22 protein-coding genes are annotated in these 22,043 nt (G+C 62.5%); 19 read left to right on the top strand and 3 right to left on the bottom strand.

The window, feature by feature from the left end; all coding sequences use genetic code 11:
- The 19 genes from F3G95_RS05400 to glmS all read left to right on the top strand — a co-directional run bounded on the left by F3G95_RS05400 (position 1) and on the right by glmS (position 18,627).
- Complete coding sequence (locus F3G95_RS05400) at positions 1–1,314, top strand: 5-bromo-4-chloroindolyl phosphate hydrolysis family protein (RefSeq protein WP_149794137.1); 1,314 nt, start codon at positions 1–3, stop codon at positions 1,312–1,314.
- The gene (recJ, locus tag F3G95_RS05395; RefSeq protein WP_149794136.1) at positions 1,311–3,440 is read left to right on the top strand and encodes a single-stranded-DNA-specific exonuclease RecJ; all 2,130 of its coding nucleotides are present in this window, start codon (positions 1,311–1,313) and stop codon (positions 3,438–3,440) included. The genes F3G95_RS05400 and recJ overlap by 4 nt, the downstream gene beginning before the upstream one ends.
- Before the next feature lie 2 nt (positions 3,441–3,442).
- Positions 3,443–5,797: a bifunctional (p)ppGpp synthetase/guanosine-3',5'-bis(diphosphate) 3'-pyrophosphohydrolase gene (locus tag F3G95_RS05390; RefSeq protein ID WP_149794135.1), complete on the top strand. Its 2,355-nt coding sequence runs from the start codon at positions 3,443–3,445 to the stop codon at positions 5,795–5,797.
- A 1-nt stretch (position 5,798) separates the two neighbouring features.
- Positions 5,799–6,263, top strand: coding sequence for a D-aminoacyl-tRNA deacylase (dtd, locus tag F3G95_RS05385; RefSeq protein ID WP_149794134.1), 465 nt, complete (start codon positions 5,799–5,801; stop codon positions 6,261–6,263).
- 3 nt (positions 6,264–6,266) lie between these two features.
- A complete protein-coding gene (locus F3G95_RS05380) occupies positions 6,267–6,872 on the top strand; it encodes an MBL fold metallo-hydrolase (protein ID WP_149794133.1) in 606 nt (201 codons plus the stop codon).
- A 16-nt stretch (positions 6,873–6,888) separates the two neighbouring features.
- Positions 6,889–8,358 carry a coproporphyrinogen dehydrogenase HemZ gene (gene hemZ / locus F3G95_RS05375; RefSeq protein WP_149794132.1) on the top strand — a complete coding sequence of 490 codons (1,470 nt, stop codon included), beginning with the start codon at positions 6,889–6,891 and terminating at the stop codon, positions 8,356–8,358.
- Positions 8,324–9,259, top strand: coding sequence for a nucleoside kinase (locus F3G95_RS05370; protein WP_149794131.1), 936 nt, complete (start codon positions 8,324–8,326; stop codon positions 9,257–9,259). The genes hemZ and F3G95_RS05370 overlap by 35 nt, the downstream gene beginning before the upstream one ends.
- 369 nt (positions 9,260–9,628) lie before the next feature.
- Complete coding sequence (locus F3G95_RS05365; protein WP_149794130.1) at positions 9,629–10,078, top strand: zinc ribbon domain-containing protein; 450 nt, start codon at positions 9,629–9,631, stop codon at positions 10,076–10,078.
- A 179-nt stretch (positions 10,079–10,257) separates the two neighbouring features.
- A complete protein-coding gene (locus tag F3G95_RS05360; RefSeq protein ID WP_149794129.1) occupies positions 10,258–10,947 on the top strand; it encodes a MazG family protein in 690 nt (229 codons plus the stop codon).
- Positions 10,948–11,015: 68 nt separating this feature from the next.
- The gene (locus F3G95_RS05355) at positions 11,016–11,285 is read left to right on the top strand and encodes an HU family DNA-binding protein (RefSeq protein WP_015564272.1); all 270 of its coding nucleotides are present in this window, start codon (positions 11,016–11,018) and stop codon (positions 11,283–11,285) included.
- A 151-nt stretch (positions 11,286–11,436) separates the two neighbouring features.
- Positions 11,437–11,724, top strand: coding sequence for an RNA-binding S4 domain-containing protein (locus F3G95_RS05350; protein ID WP_015564273.1), 288 nt, complete (start codon positions 11,437–11,439; stop codon positions 11,722–11,724).
- Positions 11,725–11,782: 58 nt separating this feature from the next.
- The gene (locus F3G95_RS05345) at positions 11,783–12,067 is read left to right on the top strand and encodes a YabP/YqfC family sporulation protein (protein ID WP_015564274.1); all 285 of its coding nucleotides are present in this window, start codon (positions 11,783–11,785) and stop codon (positions 12,065–12,067) included.
- Positions 12,067–12,525 carry a hypothetical protein gene (locus F3G95_RS05340; protein ID WP_149794128.1) on the top strand — a complete coding sequence of 153 codons (459 nt, stop codon included), beginning with the start codon at positions 12,067–12,069 and terminating at the stop codon, positions 12,523–12,525. The genes F3G95_RS05345 and F3G95_RS05340 overlap by 1 nt, the downstream gene beginning before the upstream one ends.
- Before the next feature lie 49 nt (positions 12,526–12,574).
- Entirely contained in the window at positions 12,575–12,883 is a 309-nt protein-coding gene (locus F3G95_RS05335) for a septum formation initiator family protein (RefSeq protein ID WP_015564276.1), read from the top strand.
- 63 nt (positions 12,884–12,946) lie between these two features.
- Positions 12,947–13,483, top strand: a complete 537-nt coding sequence (locus F3G95_RS05330) for a S1 RNA-binding domain-containing protein (RefSeq protein WP_149794127.1) — start codon at positions 12,947–12,949, stop codon at positions 13,481–13,483.
- Between the two features lie 98 nt (positions 13,484–13,581).
- A complete protein-coding gene (locus F3G95_RS05325) occupies positions 13,582–14,799 on the top strand; it encodes a class I SAM-dependent RNA methyltransferase (RefSeq protein ID WP_149794126.1) in 1,218 nt (405 codons plus the stop codon).
- Positions 14,800–14,976: 177 nt separating this feature from the next.
- On the top strand, positions 14,977–15,846 hold the full coding sequence (locus F3G95_RS05320) for a DUF5685 family protein (protein WP_149794194.1): 870 nt from the start codon (positions 14,977–14,979) through the stop codon (positions 15,844–15,846).
- Entirely contained in the window at positions 15,843–16,400 is a 558-nt protein-coding gene (locus F3G95_RS05315) for a hypothetical protein (RefSeq protein ID WP_149794125.1), read from the top strand. Before F3G95_RS05320 ends, F3G95_RS05315 begins: the two co-directional genes overlap by 4 nt.
- 394 nt (positions 16,401–16,794) lie before the next feature.
- A complete protein-coding gene (gene glmS / locus F3G95_RS05310; RefSeq protein ID WP_188117515.1) occupies positions 16,795–18,627 on the top strand; it encodes a glutamine--fructose-6-phosphate transaminase (isomerizing) in 1,833 nt (610 codons plus the stop codon).
- Positions 18,628–18,692: 65 nt separating this feature from the next.
- On the opposite strand, the gene F3G95_RS05305 is transcribed toward glmS, so the two are convergent.
- Genes F3G95_RS05305 through F3G95_RS05295 form a run of 3 tightly spaced genes read right to left on the bottom strand, consistent with a single transcriptional unit; the run spans position 18,693 to position 21,772 of the window.
- Complete coding sequence (locus F3G95_RS05305) at positions 18,693–20,168, bottom strand: Ig-like domain-containing protein (RefSeq protein ID WP_149794124.1); 1,476 nt, start codon at positions 20,166–20,168, stop codon at positions 18,693–18,695.
- Between the two features lie 34 nt (positions 20,169–20,202).
- Positions 20,203–21,315, bottom strand: a complete 1,113-nt coding sequence (locus F3G95_RS05300) for an HlyD family efflux transporter periplasmic adaptor subunit (RefSeq protein WP_149794123.1) — start codon at positions 21,313–21,315, stop codon at positions 20,203–20,205.
- 1 nt (position 21,316) lies between these two features.
- Positions 21,317–21,772, bottom strand: a complete 456-nt coding sequence (locus F3G95_RS05295; protein ID WP_149794122.1) for a hypothetical protein — start codon at positions 21,770–21,772, stop codon at positions 21,317–21,319.
- Positions 21,773–22,043: the final 271 nt, after the last annotated feature.

The raw sequence follows: 22,043 nt of genomic DNA, 5'->3' as shown, positions 1-22,043 counted from the left end.
ATGACTGATCGTGAAGACGATTTTGACCGCACGGCGAAGGACGGCGAAGGCCGTAAGGTGCAGCAGGAGCTGGAACGCCAGCTCCGCGAGCTGGGCGACACCATGTCCGACTCCTTCCGCCACGGCTTTGAGGGCCGGGGCGAGGAGATCGGCGACCGTGTGTGGGATGTGGGCCGCGCCGCAGTGAACGCCGCCGGTTATGGCATCTCGGAGGCTGGCCGGGCCTTTCAGGCCGGAAAACAGGAGTACCAGAAGCGGGCCGAGGAGGCCAGAAGCAGCGCCAGCGCCAGCGGGATGACCGACTGGGCGCGCAATTTCTTTGCGAAGAAGCCGGAACCGACGGCCATCGAGAATATCCGCACCAGCGCGAAAAAGCGCCACGGCGCAGGCGTCGCCATGCTGGCGACCGGCATCACATTCGCCGTCCTCTTCGGCATCACGGCCATCGCCTGCTTCGGCACGGCGGGGGCGTTCACGTCCGGCGGCGTGATCGTCGAAACCGCGGATACGTTCCTCAGTGCCATCGGCGATCTCGCACTGGGTGCGATCGCGGTGACGGGGTGGTGCTCTGCCGCTGTGACCGCTGTGTTCGGCTGGCTGACCGCGGCGGGCGCGTCCCGTATGAAGGCCGCCAAGACCCTGGAGCTCTACGCCGATACCGCCGAGGGCTTCGACTGGCACAAGGGCCTGTCCCTCTCCATGCTGGCCGACCTGACGCATAAAAAGAAGACCAAGGCTCTCAAGATGCTGCGGAAATTCATCCACAAGGGCTGGCTCAGTGCCTGGCTGGACGAGAAAAACGACAAGCTCTACCTGACGGCGGAGGACTACCGCGCCGCACAGGAAAATCAGCCCCAGCCCGAACCGGAAAAAGCGCCGGAACAGGCCGGAGAAGTCCCCCTGAACCTCGAGACGACCCGCCGCTTTGCGCAGGTGCTCGAGAAGGAGCAGGAACTCATGGAGGATGAGCGGGCTGTGGAGGAGCTGCAGCATATGCAGAAGACCACCGAGTCCATCTGTGCCTGGCTGGAAGCCCACCCCGAGAGCCTGCCCAAGGCCCGCCGCTTTGCGGAATACTATATCCCCACCACCCTCAAGCTCCTGCACACCTACAACGACGTGCAGAGCCAGCAGGGCGAGAACGCGGAGGCCATCCGCCGGGATATTGCGGGCATCCTGCACACCCTGAATCAGGCTTATGATAACCTCTACGATAAGCTTTTGTCGGACGTGGCGCTGGACGTTTCCAGCGAGATCGCTGCGCTGCAGGGGATGCTGGCGAACGATGGTCTGGCCGGGGAGGGATTGCGATGACCTACCGGGCCTGGAACACCAAGACCGTTGACCGCGCCGCCCTGAAAGAGCTGACAGCGGCCATCGCCCAGCAGAACACCGAAGAGCTGGAATACCAGAACATGGACGAAGAGTGGAGCGAGGAAAAGTACCGCTCTGTCCTCGCGGCCCAGCAGAAAGAAGCCGGCCTGCTGGCCGGCATCCTCGCTGCCCGGGGCATCACCGACCCCGCCGAGGCGCTGACCCTTCTGGCGGGCGAAGAAGAGCTGAGCGACCCCATGCTCCTGACCGACATGGACAAAGCCTGTGAGCGCATCCTGCGGGCCATCGACGAGGGGGAGACGATCGTCGTCTTCGGCGACTACGACGTGGACGGTGTGACCGCCACGGCCCTGCTCTATCAGCACCTGAAAGGGATGGGCGCCGCCGTCAAGTGTATGCTGCCCAGCCGGGAGGGCGACGGCTACGGCCTCTCGAAGAACGCCATCCAGTCGATCTACGATAAGGGCTGCCGCCTCATCGTCACGGTGGACAACGGCATCTCTGCCGTAGAGGAAGCCGCATTCGCGGCCAGCCTCGGCATCGACCTCATCATCACAGACCACCATCTGCCCCACGACACCCTGCCCCAGGCAGTGGCCATCGTGGACCCCCGCCGTGCCGACGACCACAGCCCCTTCAAGGGCCTGTGCGGCGCGGGCGTGGCCTTCAAGCTCTGCGCCGCGCTGGATGGCTGCCCGCCGGAAGAGATGCTGGAATACTGCGGCGACCTCGCCGCTGTTGGCACCGTGGCCGACGTCATGCCCCTGACAGGGGAGAACCGCACCATCGTCAAAGCAGGTCTGCGCCAGCTGCAAAATACGGACAGACCCGGCTTCTGCGCCCTTTTGGAAGAAGTGGGCCTTGCAGGCAAGCCGGTGACGGCAGAGAACATCAGCTATGCCATCGCGCCCCGCATCAATGCGGCGGGCCGGATGGACAGCGCTGTCACCGCTTTGCAGCTGGTGCTCTGTGAGGACGAAGACCGGGCGGTCGAACTGGCTCATAAGCTGAGCGACATCAACATCCAGCGGCAGGAGACGGAGATGGAGATCGTCAAAGCCGCGCAGGAGCTGCTGGACGCTGAGCCGGAACGCCTCGAAGACCGGGTCATCCTGCTCTGGGGCAGAGACTGGCACCCCGGCGTCATCGGCATCGTGGCCTCCCGCCTTGTGGAAAAGACCGGACGCCCGGTCATCGTGGTGTCGGTAGATGAGCACGGCGAGGGCAAGGGCAGCGGCCGCAGCGTGCAGGGCTTCAACCTGCACGAGTGCATCGCCTCCTGCGCCGACATCCTGCTCCGCTTCGGCGGCCACGCCATGGCAGCGGGCCTCTCGGTGCGGGAAGAGGATCTGCAGACGCTCCGCCAGCGGCTCAACGACTGGGCGGCCCGGGAGTGTCCCGTGCTGCGCACCCCGCCGCTGGAGTGTGATCTGTCCGTCCACCTCGACCGCCTGACGGTGGAGAGCGTCCGCCGCCTCGACCAGCTGGCACCCTACGGTGCCGACAACCCCAGCCCGGTCTTCGTGCTGGAAAGGGCCGTCGTGGAGGGCGTCTACGCCGTCTCGGAGGGCAAGCACTGCCGCCTGCGTCTGCGGCAGGGCAGTTCCAGCATCTATGCCGTCTGGTTCGGGATGCACCCGGAACAGGTGCCTTACTCGACGGGCGACGTCGTGGACGCAGCCATCAGCCTTTCGGTCTACGATTCGCCCCGGGGCGCACAGCTGTCGGGCCGCATCATCGAGCTGCACCCGGCGGGCCTCGGCAACACAGCTGCAGAGCAGGCCGCGCTGGTGCAGGCGCTGCGCCGGGGTACGCCCCTGACACCGGAGCAGAAGGAGAGCATCGCCCCGGAGCGCAGCCATATCATCACCGTTTATCGGGAGCTGCAGGCGCGGCGCTGGCACGCCGAAGACCTGCAGCCCCTGTTTGCAAAACTCGGCGAGGAGAACACCGGCCGGACGCTGGTGGCCGTCTCCGCGCTGGAACAGGTCGGCCTCATCACAGCGGCTGACCGGGGCGGGGCAAAGTTCTGGGAACTCGTGCCTGCCACCGGCAAGAAGAACCTTGCCGATGCGCCCATCCTGAAATGTCTGGAGGAACGATAAAGATGCCTGAGGGAAAGAAACCTGTCGCCCCCTCGCCCGCAGCACCGGCTGCGGCGAAAGAGGACAGCTATTCTGCAAAGACCCATCTCCACCAGCCCGTGCCGGTGACGGAGATGGCTACCGTGGCCGCAACGGCCCTGCCGGCCAACGCCCCTGAGGGGACCCTTCCCTCGGAGGTGCGGCCCGAGATCGTGACCTGGGAGAAGCTGGTGGAGGCCATCAAAGCCAGCGGCAAAGCCTACAATATGGCCATGATAGAAAAGGCTTACGATCTGGCCAACGACGCCCACAAGGGGGTCTGCCGCCGCAGCGGTGAGCCCTATATCTGCCACCCGCTGGCCGTGGCCCGCCTCGTGCTGGACCTCGGCATGGACAGCGAGAGCATCGCCGCCGCCCTGCTCCACGACGTGGTGGAGGACACCCCCACCACGCTGACCGACCTGACCGCCGCTTTCGGCGAAGAGGTGGCTGCGCTGGTGGACGGCGTCACCAAGCTGACCAAGATCCAATTTTCCAATATCGAAGAGCTGCAGGCCGAGAACCTGCGCAAGATGCTGCTGGCCATGAGCCGTGACGTCCGCGTCATGATCATCAAGCTCTGTGACCGCCTGCACAATATGCGCACCGGCGACGCATGGCCGGAGCAGAAGCGCCGCGACAAGGCCCGGGAGACCATGGAGGTCTACGCCCCCATCGCCAACCGTCTGGGCATCCTGAACGTCAAGGAGGAGCTGGAAGACCGCAGCCTCCACTACCTCGACCCCGTGGGCTACGAGGAGATCAACAAGATGCTCAGCGAGCGCGCGGGCGACGAGTTCCTGGCCAGCGTGTCGGGCGTCATCAAGAGCCGCCTCGAGGAGAGCGGCATCGAGGGCGCGACCATCAAGCGGAGAGTCAAGAGCATCTACGGCATCTACCGCAAGACCATCATGCAGAACAAGTCCTTCGATGAAATTTACGACATCTACGCGGTGCGCATCATCCTGGACACCCTGGCTGAGTGCTACAGCACCCTGGGCCTCATCCACGATATGTACCACCCGCTGCCCAACCGCTTCAAGGACTATATCTCCACCCCCAAGCCCAACGGCTACCAGAGCCTCCACACCACCGTCATCGGCCACGAGGGCATCCCCTTTGAGGTGCAGATACGCACCCGCACCATGGACGAGCAGGCCGAGTACGGCGTTGCCGCCCACTGGAAGTATAAGGAGGGCCTCGAGGGCCACGATAAGCTGGACGAGCGGCTGGCCTGGGTCAGCCAGCTGCTGGAAAACCAGCGCGTCAGCGAGGATTCCGGCAACCTGCTCCACGATTTGAAGAGCGACCTGCTGCCGGAGGAGGTCTTTGCTTTCACCCCGAAGGGCGACGTCATCAACCTGCCTGCGGGCGCCAACTGCATCGACTTTGCCTACGCCATCCACTCTGCCGTCGGCAACCGGATGGTGGGCTGTAAGGTCAACAACCGCATCGTCCCCATCGACCATGTCGTGGCGACGGGCGAGATCATTGAAGTCATCCTCGGCCCGGCGGACAAAGGCCCCAGCCGCGACTGGCTCAAGATCGTGCGCACCAGCGAGGCCAAGAGCAAGATACGCAACTGGTTCAAGAAGATGCGCCGCGAAGAGAACATCCAGCAGGGCCGCGACGCGCTGGCCAAAGAGCTGCGCCGGGAGATGATCTTCATCCCCGACGACCAGCTGGACGAGTTCGTGGGCAGCTGCAGCCGTCGTCTGCGCCAGAACAACGCGGAGGAAATTTACGCTGCCATCGGCTACGGCGGCATGACCATCGCCAACTGCCTGCCCAAGCTCAAAGAGGAGTGGCAGAAGCTCAAGGCCGCCGAGGCTGCTGAGAACAAGTCGGTGGAGGATCTGCCGAAGGTCGATTTGAGCCGCGTCCACGCCACCGACGGCGTGGTGGTGGAGGGCTTCGACAACACCCCCATCAAGTTTGCAAAGTGCTGCTCGCCCCTGCCCGGCGACCCCATCGTGGGCTTCATCACCCGGGGCTTCGGTGTCTCCATCCACAAGCAGAGCTGCGCCAACGCGGTGTCCAGCATGAAAGACCCCTCCAACGCCCCCCGCTGGGTCAAGGCGTACTGGGCCGACAGCGTCAAGGACAGCTACAAGGCCGGTCTGGAGATCATCGCCCTCAACCGCAACGAGCTGCTGTCCGATGTGCTGGCCGCGCTGGCTGACATCCGCGTCCCCATCTACGCCATGAACGCCCGTCAGGTGGAGAACAACTGTGCCGTCATCAGCCTGACCATCGGCATCAACAATACAGAGCACCTCAACCGGGTCGTGGCCCGTCTGTCCAAAGTCAAGGATGTGCTCAAGGTAACAAGGAGCTAATATGCGTGCAGTCATTCAGGCCGTATCCTCGGCCAGCGTCCGGGTCAACGGCGGCGAGCCGCGCCCCATCGGTCCCGGCCTCGTCATCCTGCTGGGCGTCAAGGACACCGATACCCTCGACATCGTGCCGAAGCTGGCTGAAAAATGCGCGGGCCTGCGCATTTTCAAGGACGAAAACGACAAGCTGAACCTCAGCGCAAAGGACCTCGGGTACTCTGCACTGGTGGTGAGTCAGTTCACCCTCTACGGCGACACGAAGAAGGGCTTCCGTCCCAGCTTCATCAAGGCGGCAAGACCGCCGCTGGCTGTGGACGCCTACGAGCTGTTCCTCGCCGAGATGAACAAGCAGGGCCTCAAGGATGTCCAGCACGGCGAGTTCGGCGCGGATATGCAGGTGTCGCTGGTCAACGAAGGCCCCTGCACCATCGTCATCGACACCGACGAGTGGCATAAAGGAGAAAAATAAACCATGAAGGCATTTCATCTGGTCGGCCCTGCGCCGTTTTACACCAACAGCTTCCTGCTCATCTCGGACGCAGGCAACGCGGTGGTCATCGACCCCGCCGCCGAGGTGCAGGAGTACGATAAGATCTTAAAGGAGCACGGCGGCAAGCTGAGCCTCATCCTCTGCACCCACGGCCACTACGACCATGTGGGCAGTGCGGGGGTCCTGAGCCGCGAGTGGGGCGCAAAGCTCTACTGTGAGCCCGCCGACTGTCGGGGGACCCAGCTGCTGCCCCTCAAGGGTTCGGACAGCGGCTACGAAGAGGGCGAGGTCATCCCCCTCGACGAGCTGCGCTTCACTGTCTGGCACACCCCCGGTCACACTGAGGGCAGCGTGGTGCTGCTGTGCGAAAACTATCTCTTCGTGGGCGACACGGTCTTTCAGGGCAGCATCGGCCGCACCGACCTCGAGGGCGGCGACAGCCGGAAGATGGACGAGAGCCTGCGCAAGTTTGCGGCCCTGCCCGTCCCGGCCGAGGCGCAGGTGCTGCCCGGCCACGGCGATTTCTCCACCTTCGGGCAGGAGGCCGCCACCAACTTCTATATCAAAAATGCGCTGAGAAACGCATAAAAAGGCGGGATTTCACATGAATATCTATATCACGGGCCTCGGCTCGGGCTACGAGGTGGAGCACCTCGTCCGCCTGTTCTACCCAATGGCCCCGCTCACCCTCACCCCGCCCGAGGACGGCGCAGACTGCGTCTGGGCCGAGAAGCGGCCTGACAAGCTCTGGGCCATGGTGCGGCAGGGCGGCAAGAGCCAGACCGCCGAAGCACCTCTGCCCGTTCCCGTGGAAGAGGGCGGCGAGACGCCGGAATTTGCGCTGGCCAGCCTGACCTATGACCTGCTGCGCAGCTGGACGGGCATCCGCCCGCCCTGGGGCAAGATGACCGGCGTCCGCCCGGTGCGCCTCGTCCACGACAAGCGGGCCGCAGGCTGGACGGAAGAGGAGATCGACGATTTCTTCCTCAAGCGCTTCGACTGCTCGCCCGAAAAATACGGCATGGCCAAGGCCATCGCGGACTTGCAGGAGCCTATCCTGAAAGTGGGCGGTGCGCCCAAGACCTACAGCCTCTATATCGGCATCCCGTTCTGCCCCTCCCGGTGCAGCTATTGCAGCTTCGTCAGCTGCAACCTCGACCGTGACCGCAAGCTGGTGCAGCCCTATGTGGACTGCCTGTGCAAAGAGGTCGAGGCCATCCGGGACGAGGCCGACAAGGCCGGGCTGAGGCTCTGCAGCATCTACATCGGCGGCGGCACCCCCACCAGCCTCTCGGCAGCGCAGCTGCGCCAGCTCATGGGGACGGTGCGGGACTGCTTCGACCTTTCCACCATCGTGGAATACACGGTGGAAGCCGGACGCCCCGACTGCACCGACGCCGAAAAGCTGGCCGTCATCCGAGAATACGGCGCGACCCGCATCTCCATCAATCCGCAGACCTTTTCGGATGAAGTATTGGCGAACATTGGCCGCAAGCACTCGGCTCAGGACATCCTCGACTGCTATGCCGAGGCCCGGGCCGCAGGCCACGACGACATCAACATGGACCTCATCGCTGGCCTGCCCGGCGACACGGTGGAAGGGTTCGAGAAGAGCCTGCGTCAGGCCATCGCCCTCGACCCTGAGAACATCACCGTCCACACCCTGACCCTCAAGCGGGCCTCCCGCATCGTCATCGAGGACCAGAAGGAGAACGACTACGCCGACGTGGCCGCCATGCTGGAAAAGTGCCATCTGCTGGCCGAGGCGGGCTATCGGCCCTACTACCTCTATCGTCAGAAAAATACCCTCCAAAACCTGGAAAACGTGGGCTGGTGCAAGCCGGGCCACGAGGGGTATTATAATATCTATATCATGGAAGAAGTCCAGACCATCCTCTCGGCCGGCGCAGGCGGCAGCACCAAGCTGGTGGCCGACGGCGGCAAGCGGATGCAGCGCATCTTTAATTTCAAGTATCCGACAGAATACATCCAGCGTTTCGACGAAGTGCTGGAACGGAAAAAAGGAGTGGCGGTTTTTTATGATCACGATTTGGGTACCGAAACGTCTGGTTGAGATAGACCTGTACAACGTCGCCGCCCAGAGCCCGGCGGCGCTGGCGGAGATGAGCGAGAAGAGCTACCGCCAGCGGGTGGCCTATGCTGCCCAGAAGATCAGGGACTCCCGCGCCAAGATCGTCATGCTCACCGGCCCGTCGGCCAGCGGCAAGACGACTTCGGCTCATAAGGTGGCGGAGGCTCTGGAAGCCTCCGGCACCCCGGCCCATGTCATCAGTCTGGATAACTTCTTCAAGGGCGCTCAGTATTACCCCCGCCTGCCCGACGGTACGCTGGACTACGAGAACCCTGACACACTGGATATGTCCCTCATCCGCCAGTGCCTCAGCGATTTGAGCACCACCGGCAAGACCGTGCTGCCCATCTACGACTTCACCACCGAGTCCCGCTCCTCCGAGACGGAGACGCTGGACCTCAAGGGCGGCGTCTGCATCGTGGAGGGCATCCATGCCCTGAACCCTGAGCTGACGGGCCTCGTGAAGGGCGACGACGTCTACCGCATCTACGCCGGCCTGCGGGAGGAATACTGCATTGATGGCCGCCGTGTCATCAACACCCAGGACATCCGCCTCTGCCGCCGCACCCTGCGGGATGCCGCCGCCCGGGGCCGCAGCCCCGCCAAGACCCTCGCCATGTGGGACCGGGTCCTCGACGGCGAGACCCGGTATATCAAGGGCTTCAAGACTACGGCAGACTTTTTGCTGGACACTTCCTTCACCTACGAGCTGGGCCTCATCGCAAAGCTCCTGCGCCCGGTGAGCCAGCGCTTCACGCTGGAAGGCCACAACGCGGAGCTCTGGGACGAGACGGCCCGCCGCTTCGAGCATGTGGCTCCGGTGGAGCTGGAGCTTCTGCCCGCCGACAGTATGCTGCGCGAGTTCTACGCAGGCGAAATTTGAGAAGCCGTTTTCCTAAGCATTGCACACCGCCCGAAACGGTCTTTTTGCCCGCATACTGCGTTGCTTTCCCTTGCAATCCGTCAGGATTGCTGCGGAAAATCGCCTTGTCTGCGGGCAAAAATCCTCGCCGTTCGGCGCACCCTGCTTACGAAAACAGCTTCTAAACGACATCAGAACGCGGAACGTGTGCAAATTGCGAAAAAACTGTTTCCAAATCCGCACGATTCTGTAAAACTTGGGTGGGATTCGTTGCATTCCCCCCGGGAGTGCGCTATAATGAAAATAATCTCCGGCGGCACAGGGACAGCCTGAGCAGAAAACGCAGAGGAGTGCTGCCCACCCCGGGCATAGACAAGTGAGGTGTCTTTTATGGACTTCAATAAGATCAAGGAAATGGGCCTCGAGTATGCCGAGAAAGGCAGGAATGCCGCGCTGGATCTGGCCGAAAAGGGCCGCACCCAGGCAAAGATCGTGAACGCGCAGAGCAAGCTGTACAAGGCGCAGCGCCAGCTGGGCGCTCTGGTGTATAGTCTGGCCAAGGGCAACGAGGAGAACCAGCCCCTTGTGGACAAATACATCGAGATGATCGCCAACATCGAGCAGGAGCTCTCCGACCTGAAAGCCTCTCTCGAGCCGGATACCGTCATTGAGACGACTTTCGAGGATACGGAAGAGGCCGCCGCCGACGTGACGGCTGACGCAGCCGCAGAGCCCGCCGAGGCAAAGCCCGAGGACGACGAGGCCAAGACCTGCCCCCAGTGCGGCGCGCCCGTCTCGGACGACGCGCTGTTCTGCAACAAGTGCGGCGCACAGCTGTAAGCGAAAAAGCCCACGCAGGGCGGTGTCCCCCGGGGGATGCCGCCTTTTGTTGTGAATGAAATGAAAATTTTGACGCAAAAAGCCGGAAAATGCGCTTGTACCCTTGCATTTCGGCGGATTCTGCGGTACAATTTGAATCTGTTCGCAGATATTTTTGGAATGCGGAAAGGAGACGCCCCATGCAGGACTGGACGCCGCGGGAACACTATACGGCGGAAGACCTCGTGGAGATCATCCGCATCCTGAGAGACGGGGAGAACGGCTGTCCGTGGGACAAAGTCCAGACCCACGCTTCCATCCGGAAAAACTTTCTGGAAGAAACGTGCGAGGCGCTGGAAGCCATCGACGCCGACGACCCTGTCATGATGCAGGAAGAGCTGGGCGACGTCCTGATGCAGGTGGTGTTCCACACCGTCATCGAGGAGGAGCGGGGCCGTTTCGACATGGAAAAGGTCTGCCGCGAGGTGTGCGAGAAGCTGGTCTTCCGCCACCCGAACATCTTTGCTTCCTCTGCGGCGGAAAATGCTGGTATAAACAGCTGGGATGCGCTCAAAAATAAGGAAAAGGGCCGCACGACCCTGGCCGATGAGCTGGACACCGTCCCGGCCACCCTGCCCGCCCTAATGCGCGCCCAGAAGCTCCAGAAGCGGGCCGCGCGGTTCGGCTGCGGGCCGGAGGATGCCGCCGGTGCGGCCAGGACTCTGGACAACGCCAAGGCCGCGTGGGACGCACAGCAGACGGCAGAGAACGCCGGTGAGCTGCTGCTGGCCGCCGCCGATGCCATGCGTCTGGCCGGTGTGGATGCCGAAGAGGCTCTGACCTTCGCGGCAAAGCGCTTCACCCAGAGGCTGGAAGCGGACGAAACGTAAACGGGTACCAGACGGTCAGACCGTCTGCTCGAATAGAAAATGTTGAGAATATTGTGGAGGCTTTTATTATGACCAAGACCGATCTGATCGCACAGGTTGCGGCAAACACTGAGATGAGCAAGAAGAGCGCCGAGATGGCTGTCAACGCTGCATTCGAGGCACTGGGCAAGGCTATGGCCGAGGGTGAGAAGATCTCCATCTCCGGCTTCGGCACCTTCGAGGTTCGTGAGCGCGCTGAGCGTCAGGGCATCAACCCCCGCACCCGCGAGCCCATCACCATCGCTGCTTCCAAGAGCATCGTGTTCAAGCCGGGCAAGGCTCTGAAGGACACCCTGTAAGAGAAAACCCATCGCCGCCGGAACCTTTAGGCCCGGCGGCTTTTTTAATAGAGGAACAACCTCTCCGTCACGCCTACGGCGTGCCACCTCCCCTAATAGGGGAGCTGTCGAGCGACAGCGAGACTGAGAGGTTGATACAAGGAGTTTAGAAATGCGTTTAGACAAATATCTGAAAGTTTCGCGGCTCATCAAGCGCCGCACGGTGGCAAACGAGGTGGCCGACGCGGGCCGCATCCTCATCAACGGCAAGACCGCCAAGGCCAGCCAGGCCGTCAAGGCCGGCGACATCATCGAGGTCACCTTCGGCAACCGGCCCATCAAGGTGAAGGTCCTCTCCGACGTGGAGCCCCGCACCAAGGACGTGGCCCGCGAGATGTACGAGATCATCGAGCAGGACAACGTGCTGGCAGCCGCCCACGACGCCCCGAAGGCCGAGTAAATCCGGCATGACCCCGCCCCGCCCTGCATAAGATGGCAGAAAAGGGGAGGGGAATGGCATGAAACAACAGGACGCAAAGCCGGAGCAGGCTCTGCCTCATGACCTCATCCTGGAGGGGCGGAACAAGCTGACCGTCACCGGTGTGCGGCGGGTCATCCGCTGCGACGCCGAGGGGGCGGCGATGCTCACCTCGAAAGGGACGCTGGAACTCACCGGGGCCGAGCTGAGCGTCACCAGCCTCGACCTCGACAAGGGCGAAGTCAAGCTTACAGGCCGGGTGGACACGCTGGAATACACCGCAGAGCATACGCCGGGCGGCTTTCTGCGCCGTCTCGTCCGGTGATGGGCCCGGCGCTTTCGCCCGGGGCGGTGGCGCAGGAGATGGCGGCCTGCGCGGTGCTGGGCGGTGTGCTGGGCGCGGCGCGGGCCGTTCTGCCCACCCGGGGCAGGGCTGCGTTCCTGCCGGATATGCTTTTTGTGGGAGCCGTGCTGATGGCTTTGCAGAGCTATGCCGTCTCCCAGAGTCAGGCCGGGCAGCTGCGGGGCTATATGGCGCTGGCGGCGTTCTGCGCCGCCGGGGCGGTGCAGGCAGCGCTGCGGCCTCTGTTCGCCGCTGCCGAAGCCTTTGCGGGGAAACTGCTGCTGGGGCCGGTGCGGCTCGCCGCCCGGTGCATCGCCCCGTGGAAAGCCGCCCGCGCCGCCGCCAAAGTACGGCGGAACGAAAAAAGACTTGCAAAAAAACAGAAAAAGAGCTTGCCAACACCACGGCGTATGTTGTATAATTCAAACGTATCAAAGTGAGAGTACAGGCGCATCGGGCCTGCTGTCCGAAAACGGGAGGCACTGTGTTATGGCAAATCCGAGCCGGAAAAAGCGGAAGAGAAAGGCGTCCGTCGTGGGCGCTGTGCTGAAACTGCTCTTCCTTCTGCTTTTGCTGAGTATGCTGGCGGCGTACATCGCAAATCAGGTGGCGCTCAGCTCCAAGAAAGCGGAGCTGGACACCCTGCAGGAGCAGATCGACCAGCAGAAGACCCAAAACGAGGAGATGCAGCGCATCCTCAGCGGCGACTCGGACGACGTGACCGAGTGGGTCGCGCGGGACTCTTACAATTATGCGGCGGCCAACGAGCGCATCTTTGTGGATGTGACGGGCAACTGATGCCGCGCCCCGAGCGGCTTGCGGCCGGCGGGAAACACATTAGTCAACAAGGAGTATTGAGTTTTGGCGATTGAGGTAGGGAATATTTTTGAAGGCCGTGTCACCGGCGTAAAACCGTTTGGCGCATTCGTTGCGCTGCCGGAGGGCCGCGTGGGCATGGTCCACATTTCTGAGGTGTCCAACGAGTATGTGCAGGACATTGCAGCCGTGCTGCATGACGGCGACACCGTGAAGGTGCAGGTCATCAACGTGGCACCGGACGGCAAGATCGCGCTGTCCATCAAGCGGCTGCTGCCGCCGGAACCCCGCGCTCCGCGTGAAGGCCGCGGCCCCCGCCCCAACAACAACGGCCCGCGGGAAGGCGGCTTCCGCCGCAACGGTCAGGGCGGACGTCCCCAGGGCGGACGCGGCCCGGCACGGGACGCAGCGCCCCGCGTCTGGCAGCCCAAGGCCCCGGCCAAGAGCGACAACCTGAGCTTTGAGGACATGATGAGCCGCTTCAAGAGCCAGAGCGAAGAGAAGATGGCCGACCTCGACCACGAGACCAACAACCGCCGGGGCGGCGGCTACGCACCCCGGGGACGCCGCGGCAGCCGCTGAGCCGTCCGCACAAGACGAAGAAGCTTTGGGCCTGCCCCCAGCGGGGCGGGCCTGTTTTTTGGTGCGGCACGCCGCACCCGACAGGAAAGGAAACCAGAATGCCTGCAAAATTTGAACTCATCGCCCCCTGCTTTTTCGGGTGCGAGTCCACGGCCAACTTTGAGCTGCGCCGCATCGGCGCCGAGGACATCCGGGTCAGCGACGGCCGTCTGACCTTCAGGGGCGGCGCGGATATGATCGCCGCCGCCAACCTCAACCTCCGCACCGTGGAGCGCGTGATGCTGCTCCTGAACACCTACACAGCCACCACCTTCGACGAGCTGTTCGACGGCGTCTACTCCATCCACTGGGAAGAGCTGCTGCCCGCCGACGCGGCCTTCCCGGTCACCGGCTCTTCGCTGAACAGCCAGCTGTCCAGCGTGCCGGCCTGCCAGAGCATCATCAAGAAGGCCGTGGTCAAGCGCCTGATGCAGGGCCACCGCACCACCAGCCTGCCCGAGACCGGCGCGGAGTATAAGATCCGCTTCATGCTCCGCAAGAACGTCTGCGAGATCATGCTGGACACCACCGGCGACGGCCTGCACAAGCGCGGCTACCGACGCAATTCCATGGAGGCCCCCATCCGTGAGACACTGGCCGCTACCATCGCCGATCTGGGCCGCGTCCGCCGCGACAGCCTCGTGGAAGACCCCTTCTGCGGCAGCGGCACCCTCCTCATCGAGGCCGCTCAGAAGGCCATGAACATCGCCCCCGGCCTCAAGCGCCGCTTTGCCGCCGAGCGCTACAGCTTCGTGCCTGCCGCCATCTGGGCCGAGCAGCGCCAAAAGGCTCTGGCCGACTCCAAGCTGGACGTGGGCTTTGAGGCCTTCGGCTACGACATCGACCCCGCCGCTGTGGCTCTGGCCAACGCCAACGCCAAGCTGGCCGGCGTGGAGAAGCGCTGCCACTTCGAGGTGGCCGACGTGGCCGATTTCGCCGCCAGGAGCGAGGCCATCGTCCTGACCAACCCCCCGTACGGCGAGCGCATGAGCACCATCGAGGGTGCCGCCAAGCTGGCCCGCACCCTCGGCCAGCAGATGGAGGCCCACCCCTGCGCCGGTGTCTATGCCATCACTGCCGATATGGACTTTGAGCACCACTACGGCAAGCGGGCCAACAAGCGCCGCAAGATGTACAACGGCATGATCCCCTGCCAGCTGTATATGTACTACAACGCCCCCAAGTTCGAGAACCGCCCCGCAAAGCCCATGCCCAAGAGCGGCTTTGACGGCAAGCGCACCCAGCCCGGCCACACGAGCCGTTTCGAAAAGAAATAAGATGCACCCAAAGACCGCACTGAAATCGATTCCAGTGCGGTCTTTTCTAATTAAATTTACAAAAGAACGGTTGAACGCTGACGAAAAATAGATTATACTAGTCTATAGCTGTGGGGAAGCGGTCTTCCCCTGCAAGAAAGGCTGCGCCCGGCGCGGCCCGCGAAAGGAATGAACAGAATGAAGGGACGTATGCGGCCCTATCTGCCGGAGCTGACCATCCGGGATTACAACACCTATCAGTGGTATCAGCGCGGCGTCCGCCGCCAGCTCTACACCACCTATGGGCTGTATTCCTGCTATGGTCTGCGCTACAACGGCGTCCTGTTCGCAGTGCTGGCCGACAGTCTGGCAGGACGTCCGGCCACCTGTAAGCGGATGCGGGAGCCGGGTACGCTGGTCTGGCGGCAGATGATGTGTCAGACTCAGGGCATCCGGCTGGCTGCACAGGTGGAAGTCCTGCTGAGCTGGCACCGCATCCAGGATGCCCAGTGGGCCGACCTGCCCTTCTATAAAAAGGTACGGCGGGTGGTGGACACCGTCCTGCTGCGGCAAGCCTACCGGAAGGCTGCCGCCGAGAACCCGGCACTGGAGCGCATCTTCGTGCAGGAGCGGGACCAGGCCAATGTCCAGATGACCCTGAACGCCAAGAACTATCTGCTGGCCGCAGAGCCGAAGGGCAACCTCTACGGTGCGCTCTACTCGGTGCTGGCCACCGACGACCCCAATCAGCGCAAAAGTATGCACTACATCGGCAGCTGCATCGGCCGGGCCGCTTATCTGCTGGACAAAGCGGAGAGCTTTTCCCGGGACAAAGATAAGGGCCGCTACAACGTCTTCCTCCTCAACGGCATCAACGACAGGAACGCCGCCCGGGAAAACGCCCGGCGGCAGGCCCTCGCTGCGGTCAACGACCTCGTCCGCGCCTACGGGATGCTGGACGTCAAGCTGAACCGCCCCCTGCTGGACAACATCATGATCTTGGGCCTCCGCCACGCCATCGAGCCGCTGGACGCTGAGAGCCAGCCGGTACAATGGGAGCTGCCATGAAGGGACGCAAAAGTAAAAGCTGGGCCATGGCCTACTGTGGCATGGCCGCAGCGCTCAGCGTGGCCCTGATGCTGCTGGGGGCTGTGTTTCCCATTGCGATGTTCATCGCTCCGGCGGTGGCCAGCTTCCTCATCGCCACAGTCTGCGTGGAGTGCGGGAAGACCATGGCTCTGACGGCCTATGGCGCGGTGAGCCTGTTGAGTCTGCTCTTCGTGCCGGACAAGGAAGTGGCCCTCACCTTTGTGTTCCTGCTGGGGTACTATCCGTTGGCAAAGCCTTATTTCGAGCGGATACGCCCGGCCCTGCTGCGGGCTGTCTGCAAGCTGCTGCTCTGCAACGGCGGGATCCTGGCGATGTACGGGCTGGTGCTGCTGCTGGTCCCGGCGGGCAGCATCGCCGAAGAGCTGCGCACTACGGCGCTGGCCGTCTCGCTGGTGACGCTGGCCATGGGCAATGCAGCCTTTCTGCTCTATGACCGGGCGCTCCACAATATGCTGATGCTCTATAAAGTGGTCTGGCAGCCGAGGCTCCACAAAATGCTGGGCGTCCATTGACGGACGTGGGACTTTGTGATACAATACCGCTGACCTTTTCCGTCGGCTTCTGACAGCTCCGAAAGGAGCTGTTTTTGTTTTCAGGAAAGCAGCGGAAAGAGCAGAAAAAGGGGATAGACCACTTCAGTTGACGAAAAAGCGCCGGGCCACGCGGGTGACAGCCGTGAGGGTGACGAGGAGAGGGATCATCGAAAGTTTCGGCGGGTGTTCCTCCGGTTGAAACGGGAGCAAAAGCTCCCGGGGCTTATACCAGCCGCAGAGAAGGGCAAAAAACGGCAGCAATACCGCAACAGAACCCTTTCAAAGAAAGCCATACAAGAACATAGACTGATCATAAGAGGCTGACAGCTGCCGTGTGCGTTCGCGCCGGGCTGTCGGCATGGAGGTGTTTTGTATGTGTGGCATCGTAGGTTATTCGGGTAAGCGCAGCGCCCAGGAAGTGCTGCTGAACGGTCTGGAAAAGCTGGAATACCGCGGCTATGACTCCGCCGGCGTCGCGCTGGCGCTGGAAGGCGGCATCCACGTCGTCAAGAGCAAGGGGCGGCTGGAAGTGCTCCGCCGCAAGCTGGAGGCAGAAAACCTGCCCGAGAGCTTCTGCGGCATCGGACACACCCGCTGGGCCACCCACGGCGAACCCAGCGACGTCAACAGCCATCCCCACTCCACCCCCCGCGTGAGCATCGTCCACAACGGCATCATCGAGAACTACGGCCCTTTGAAGGCCGACCTGCTGGCCAAGGGCGTCACCTTTGAGAGCGAGACGGACACCGAGGTGCTGGTCAAGCTCATCGACTACTTCTGCTGCGCCCAGCCCAAGCAGAGCCCGCTGGCAGCCCTGCGGGAGGCGCTGGCGATGGTACGGGGCAGCTATGCGCTGGGTGTGCTGTTCCGGGATGAGCCGGACACCATCTACGCCGTCAAGAAGGAGAGCCCCCTCATCGTGGGCTGGGGCGAGGGTGAGAACTTCGTGGCCTCCGATATTCCGGCCCTGCTCAAGTACACCCGCCGCTACAGCGTCCTCGAGGAGGGCGACATGGCGGTGGTCAAGGCCGACGGCATCCGGTTCTACGACGCCTTCGGCAAGCCGGTGGAGCGGGAAGTGCTGACCGCCGACTGGGACGAAGAAGCCGCTGAGAAGGGCGGCTACCCCCACTTCATGCTGAAAGAGATCCATGAGCAGCCTGCCGCCATCACGGCCACCGTCAGCCCCCGCGTGGAGGACGGTATGCCCGACCTCCGCATCCCGGAGCTGAGCGATGAGAAGCTGCGCAGCATCAAGAACATCCACCTTGTGGCCTGCGGCACGGCCATGCACGCCGGTATGGTGGGCAAGACTGCCATCGAGCGGCTGGCCCGGGTCCCTGCCGAGGTGGACATCGCCAGCGAGTTCCGCTATCGTGACCCCATCCTCGACCCCGACGACCTCGTCATCATCATCAGCCAGTCGGGCGAGACCAGCGACACACTGGCCGCCCTCCGCCTCGCCAAGTGCCGGGGTGTGCCGGTGCTGGCTGTCGTCAATGTGGTGGGCAGCTCCATCGCCCGCGCAGCGGACTACGTCCTCTACACCTACGCCGGCCCGGAGATCGCCGTAGCGTCCACCAAAGCCTATATGGTGCAGCTCTGCACTCTCTACCTCTTCGCGTTCCGTCTGGCCTACGCCAGAGGCCGTCTGAGTGAGGCAGAGACCCGCCGCCTGACCGCCGAGCTGCTCCGCGCCGGTGAGGTCATCCAGCCCCGTCTGGCCGACTGTGAGCAGATAAAGTACCTCGCCAGCCGCTTCGTCAACACCCAGAGCTGCTTCTTCATCGGGCGCGGCTTCGACTACGCCCTCTCGCTGGAAGGCAGCCTGAAGCTCAAGGAGATCAGCTACGTCCACTCGGACGCCTACGCTGCCGGTGAGCTCAAGCACGGCACCATCAGCCTCATCACCGACGGTGTGCCGGTCATCGCGCTGGCCACCCAGAAGCAGGTGTACGAGAAGACCATCTCCAACGCGAAAGAGACCAAGAGCCGCGGTGCGCGGGTCATCCTCTTCACGACGAAGGACGTTGTCGTCCCGGAGGGCGTGGCGGACTATGTGGTGCGCTTGGACGACTACGACGAGCTGCTGATGCCCCTGCAGCTCATCGTGCCGCTGCAGCTGTTCGCCTACTATATGGCCGTCCTGCGCGGCTGTGACGTCGATAAGCCCCGCAATCTGGCCAAGAGCGTGACGGTGGAGTAAATAGAACAAAAAAGGAAAGCCTCCCCAGCCAGGGAGGCTTTCCTTTTTATCTGAGATCCAGAGAGTTACCAGAACCAATAGCGTTTCTTGATGACGATGTAGGCGATGATGATGCCCACGATGACCACAAGGCCCGCGATGAAGAAGGTCATGTCCACATGGACGAAGCGGAGATTCTGGGTGGTCAGCAGGTATTCGCCCGCCGTGTCCGCCTCGAGGACATGGTCCTTGTAGCTGTTGAGGAACTGCCACTTGCCCTTGAGGGCATTGTGCAGATAGACGCGGGTGTAGGCGGCGTTGTCGCCGGTCATCTCGACCTGAACGACGCCCGGCAGAGCCTCGCCGCCGTTGAGGGTGAAGGTGACACCATACTCAGAGGGGGCAAAGCTCAGGGCTGTGCTCACCTGCGCGGAGGTGTTTTTTACATCGCGGCCCGCGATGCGGATGGTGTAGTTATCGGCCTCGACCACGAGGGTCTTGCCGTTCAGACGGAGGGCATTCAGCATCTCGCCGGTGATGGTGGGGAGCTCGCGCTGTGCGAAGGTCACTTCGTCGGTGCCGTCGGCCTCGATGGCCTCCACGACGGGGTCGGTGATGACCTCACCGTTGCTGTCGTCGGTGCTGCCGCCGCCGTTTCCGGAGCTGGAAGCATTCCGGTTGACGATGACCGTCACCGAGGCGGACGCCGTGCCGTTGGAGACGACGATGGAGGTCGCGCCCGTACCCACGGCAGTGATGACGCCCTTGGCGCTCACAGTGGCCACCTTGGTGTCATTGGACTTGAAGGTGAGGGACTGGGAGGCAGAAGACGGGGTCACTTTGCCGGTGATGGTGCGGCTGGCGCCCGGTTTGAGGACGACATAGCTCGTGTTCAGGTCGATGGACTGACGGTCTACGCCGCTGTTGACGACCTTGACAGTGGCCGATGCGCTCACATCGCCGCAGGTGGCGGTGATGGTGGCGGTGCCGGGGGCGACACCGGTGACTTTGCCGAAGTTGTTGACGGTAGCCACAGCGGGATCGGAGGAGCTGAGGCTCACGTTGGCGTAATTCGACGCGCTGGAAGGCAGTACGCCCAGCGACAGGGAAGTGGTCTCGCCGACAGCGATGGTGCCGGAGGCCAGCGTGATGTCCATCTCCTTGACGATCATGGATTCATCCAGCTCGGTGGTGATGGTGTAGACGCAGCTCACGCCGTCTGCGCTGGCGATGACCTGCGCCGTGCCGACGCCCACCGCCTGCGCCACGCCCTCAGACGTCACGTTCACGATGGTGCTGTCGTTGGACATAAAAGTTACCGTGGCTTTGCGTGCGGCCTTGGCGGGCAGAATGACCGGCGAGAGCTGCTGCTGCGTCCCCACCGTCATGGTGGAGGCGTAAGTGCCGGTCTCGACGCTCTCCACAGCCGCAGCGGACCAGGGCAGAGAGAGGGCAGCGGCCGCGTTCAGGGGGCTGGCTGCAGAGGCCGGAAGCGCAGCGCCGGCGGCCAGCAGGCCCAGCAGAGCGGCGCTCACGGCCAGCATTTTCAGGTTCAGTTTCATTCTTTCGTACCTCTTTGGGCGTTGATGTGAGCGCTTAGCGGAACAGAACGCCCAGAGCTTCCATCGCGTATTCGAAATAGGTCAGCTTGTCGTACTCCACGCGGGCGGTGACGCTCATACCGTTGGACAGATCGACCTTGTCGCCGCTGTTGCTGATGACGTAGGTGCTGTCCGGGGTGATGGTCATTTTGTAGTAGGAGCCGGAGGAGCTGGCGGTCACATCGCTGTCGATGGAGGTCACGGTGCCGGTCAGGGTGCCGTAGGAATACTCCGACAGGCCGGTGATGGCGATCTTGCAGGGGTCGCCCACATGGAGCAGCGGTCGGTCGTTGAGGGTGACGTAAGCCACCACCTCGAGGTCGCTGTTCTCGCTGGCGACGGTGGCCAGCGGGGTGCCGGCGCTGAGCACCATGCCCACCTTATAGGGCGTGTCCATGTGGATGACGCCGGAGGTGGGGGCATAGATGTAGTAGTCGTTGGCGCCGGTGTTCAGGGCGTCCATCTGGCTCTGCAGATTGTCGATGTTGCTCTGCACGCTGGTCAGGCTGGCGGAGATGGACTGCAAAGTGGAGTAATACAGGGCCTCCACCTCGCTCTGGTTCTGCTCCATCAGGGCCTTGATCTGCTCGTCGGAGTAGCCTGCGGCCTGATAGGGCGATGCGTCGAAGGCCTTCTGGGCAACCTGACTCTTGTAGGTCTCGTACTGGTAGTAGTAGGGCTGGTCGTCAATGTCCGTCTCGCTGAAGTAGTTCTTGTCATCCTGAATGGACTTGACCAGCTTTTCGTACTGGCTCTTCTGCTTTTTGTAGATGTCCAGCTGGCTCTGGATGCTGTCCTGCTGCATGTCGAGGTCGGTGCTCTTGATGTGAGCGATGAGGTCGCCCTCGTTGACGTAGGAACCCTCGGCGATGTTCAGCTCGGTGATGGAGCCGGAGTAGCTGGACATGATGTAGGTCTTGTTGGCGGCCTGCACCGAGCCGCTGGACTGGCTGACGTAGGTGCGGTAGTTTTTGGTGCTCCACACCACGAGGAAGAGGATGAGGGCAGCCGTCAGGAGAATGAGCGCGTAGCCGAAAGGCGGCAGCTTTTTCTCCATCATGATGCGGCGGTCCTGCAGCTCGTTGATGTCGCGGATGGTCGTCGTCATATTACTTCGTCTCCATAAAGGTATCCACAACGCCCTCGTCATCATCCTGATTGACGAAGATGGTGTAGACGGTGCCGGTCAGCTCGAGCTCGTGCTCAAACGCCATGATGTTCAGCTTCTGGGAGGCGAGGCCGCTCTGGCTCATGGGGCCGACGTAGTGGGCGTACAGGCAGTTGCGCACGCGGAGCACAGCGTCCATGGAGTAGCCGGCCTCCATGCGGGGGATGAGCTGGGTGGCCTGCTGCATCATATAGACTTCGGGCTGGGGGTTGGGGCCGGAGGGCAGCTTGATGCACTGCACGAGGGGGCCGAGGGGCTGTGCGCCGTTGCTCTTGATAAAGTTGTGCATCTGGGTCAGCACGATCTGCATATTGTTGAACTCTTCGGGCTGGATGCGGCGGCTGACCACATTGGTCAGCTTGAGGGTCTTGTTTTCTGCGGTCTGGATCTCTCTCATGATTTTATACCACCTGTTCTTGGTTTCATTGCTTGTAATAGGCAATAACAAAACGTGAAGTTAGAGGGTAGCTTCATGTTTTGTTATCACCTATTACCCATCCCATGATGAATATAGGCATCAATTTATTATAACGGTTTGGCGGTGCGGAATAAAGAGCCAAACTGTAAATTTTATAAAAAAATAAGGTATGCCCGGAGGCATCTGCCTCCGGGCATACCATTACGAGGCATTATCATCCGGCGGCCCGAGAGCCGCCGGACGAAATACA

The sequence above is a fragment of the Faecalibacterium sp. Marseille-P9312 genome (assembly GCF_902497445.1).
In the GTDB taxonomy this organism is placed as follows: Bacteria; Bacillota; Clostridia; order Oscillospirales; family Ruminococcaceae; genus Faecalibacterium; species Faecalibacterium longum.
The sequence above is the reverse complement of the archived record's forward strand: the minus strand, read 5'-3'. Positions and strand labels throughout refer to the sequence as shown.

Bases quoted from the DNA above. Each gene is read 5' to 3' on its own strand.
- recJ (WP_149794136.1), top strand. From the start codon at position 1,311: ATGACCTACCGGGCCTGGAACACCAAGACCGTTGACCGCGCCGCCCTG.
- F3G95_RS05355 (WP_015564272.1), top strand. From the start codon at position 11,016: ATGACCAAGACCGATCTGATCGCACAGGTTGCGGCAAACACTGAGATG.
- F3G95_RS05295 (WP_149794122.1), bottom strand. From the start codon at position 21,772: ATGAGAGAGATCCAGACCGCAGAAAACAAGACCCTCAAGCTGACCAAT.
- F3G95_RS05380 (WP_149794133.1), top strand. From the start codon at position 6,267: ATGAAGGCATTTCATCTGGTCGGCCCTGCGCCGTTTTACACCAACAGC.
- F3G95_RS05320 (WP_149794194.1), top strand. From the start codon at position 14,977: ATGAAGGGACGTATGCGGCCCTATCTGCCGGAGCTGACCATCCGGGAT.
- F3G95_RS05325 (WP_149794126.1), top strand. From the start codon at position 13,582: ATGCCTGCAAAATTTGAACTCATCGCCCCCTGCTTTTTCGGGTGCGAG.
- F3G95_RS05340 (WP_149794128.1), top strand. From the start codon at position 12,067: ATGGGCCCGGCGCTTTCGCCCGGGGCGGTGGCGCAGGAGATGGCGGCC.
- F3G95_RS05315 (WP_149794125.1), top strand. From the start codon at position 15,843: ATGAAGGGACGCAAAAGTAAAAGCTGGGCCATGGCCTACTGTGGCATG.
- F3G95_RS05305 (WP_149794124.1), bottom strand. From the start codon at position 20,168: ATGAAACTGAACCTGAAAATGCTGGCCGTGAGCGCCGCTCTGCTGGGC.
- F3G95_RS05300 (WP_149794123.1), bottom strand. From the start codon at position 21,315: ATGACGACGACCATCCGCGACATCAACGAGCTGCAGGACCGCCGCATC.
- hemZ (WP_149794132.1), top strand. From the start codon at position 6,889: ATGAATATCTATATCACGGGCCTCGGCTCGGGCTACGAGGTGGAGCAC.
- F3G95_RS05370 (WP_149794131.1), top strand. From the start codon at position 8,324: ATGATCACGATTTGGGTACCGAAACGTCTGGTTGAGATAGACCTGTAC.
- F3G95_RS05400 (WP_149794137.1), top strand. From the start codon at position 1: ATGACTGATCGTGAAGACGATTTTGACCGCACGGCGAAGGACGGCGAA.
- F3G95_RS05335 (WP_015564276.1), top strand. From the start codon at position 12,575: ATGGCAAATCCGAGCCGGAAAAAGCGGAAGAGAAAGGCGTCCGTCGTG.
- F3G95_RS05365 (WP_149794130.1), top strand. From the start codon at position 9,629: ATGGACTTCAATAAGATCAAGGAAATGGGCCTCGAGTATGCCGAGAAA.
- F3G95_RS05350 (WP_015564273.1), top strand. From the start codon at position 11,437: ATGCGTTTAGACAAATATCTGAAAGTTTCGCGGCTCATCAAGCGCCGC.
- F3G95_RS05390 (WP_149794135.1), top strand. From the start codon at position 3,443: ATGCCTGAGGGAAAGAAACCTGTCGCCCCCTCGCCCGCAGCACCGGCT.
- glmS (WP_188117515.1), top strand. From the start codon at position 16,795: ATGTGTGGCATCGTAGGTTATTCGGGTAAGCGCAGCGCCCAGGAAGTG.
- F3G95_RS05360 (WP_149794129.1), top strand. From the start codon at position 10,258: ATGCAGGACTGGACGCCGCGGGAACACTATACGGCGGAAGACCTCGTG.
- F3G95_RS05345 (WP_015564274.1), top strand. From the start codon at position 11,783: ATGAAACAACAGGACGCAAAGCCGGAGCAGGCTCTGCCTCATGACCTC.
- dtd (WP_149794134.1), top strand. From the start codon at position 5,799: ATGCGTGCAGTCATTCAGGCCGTATCCTCGGCCAGCGTCCGGGTCAAC.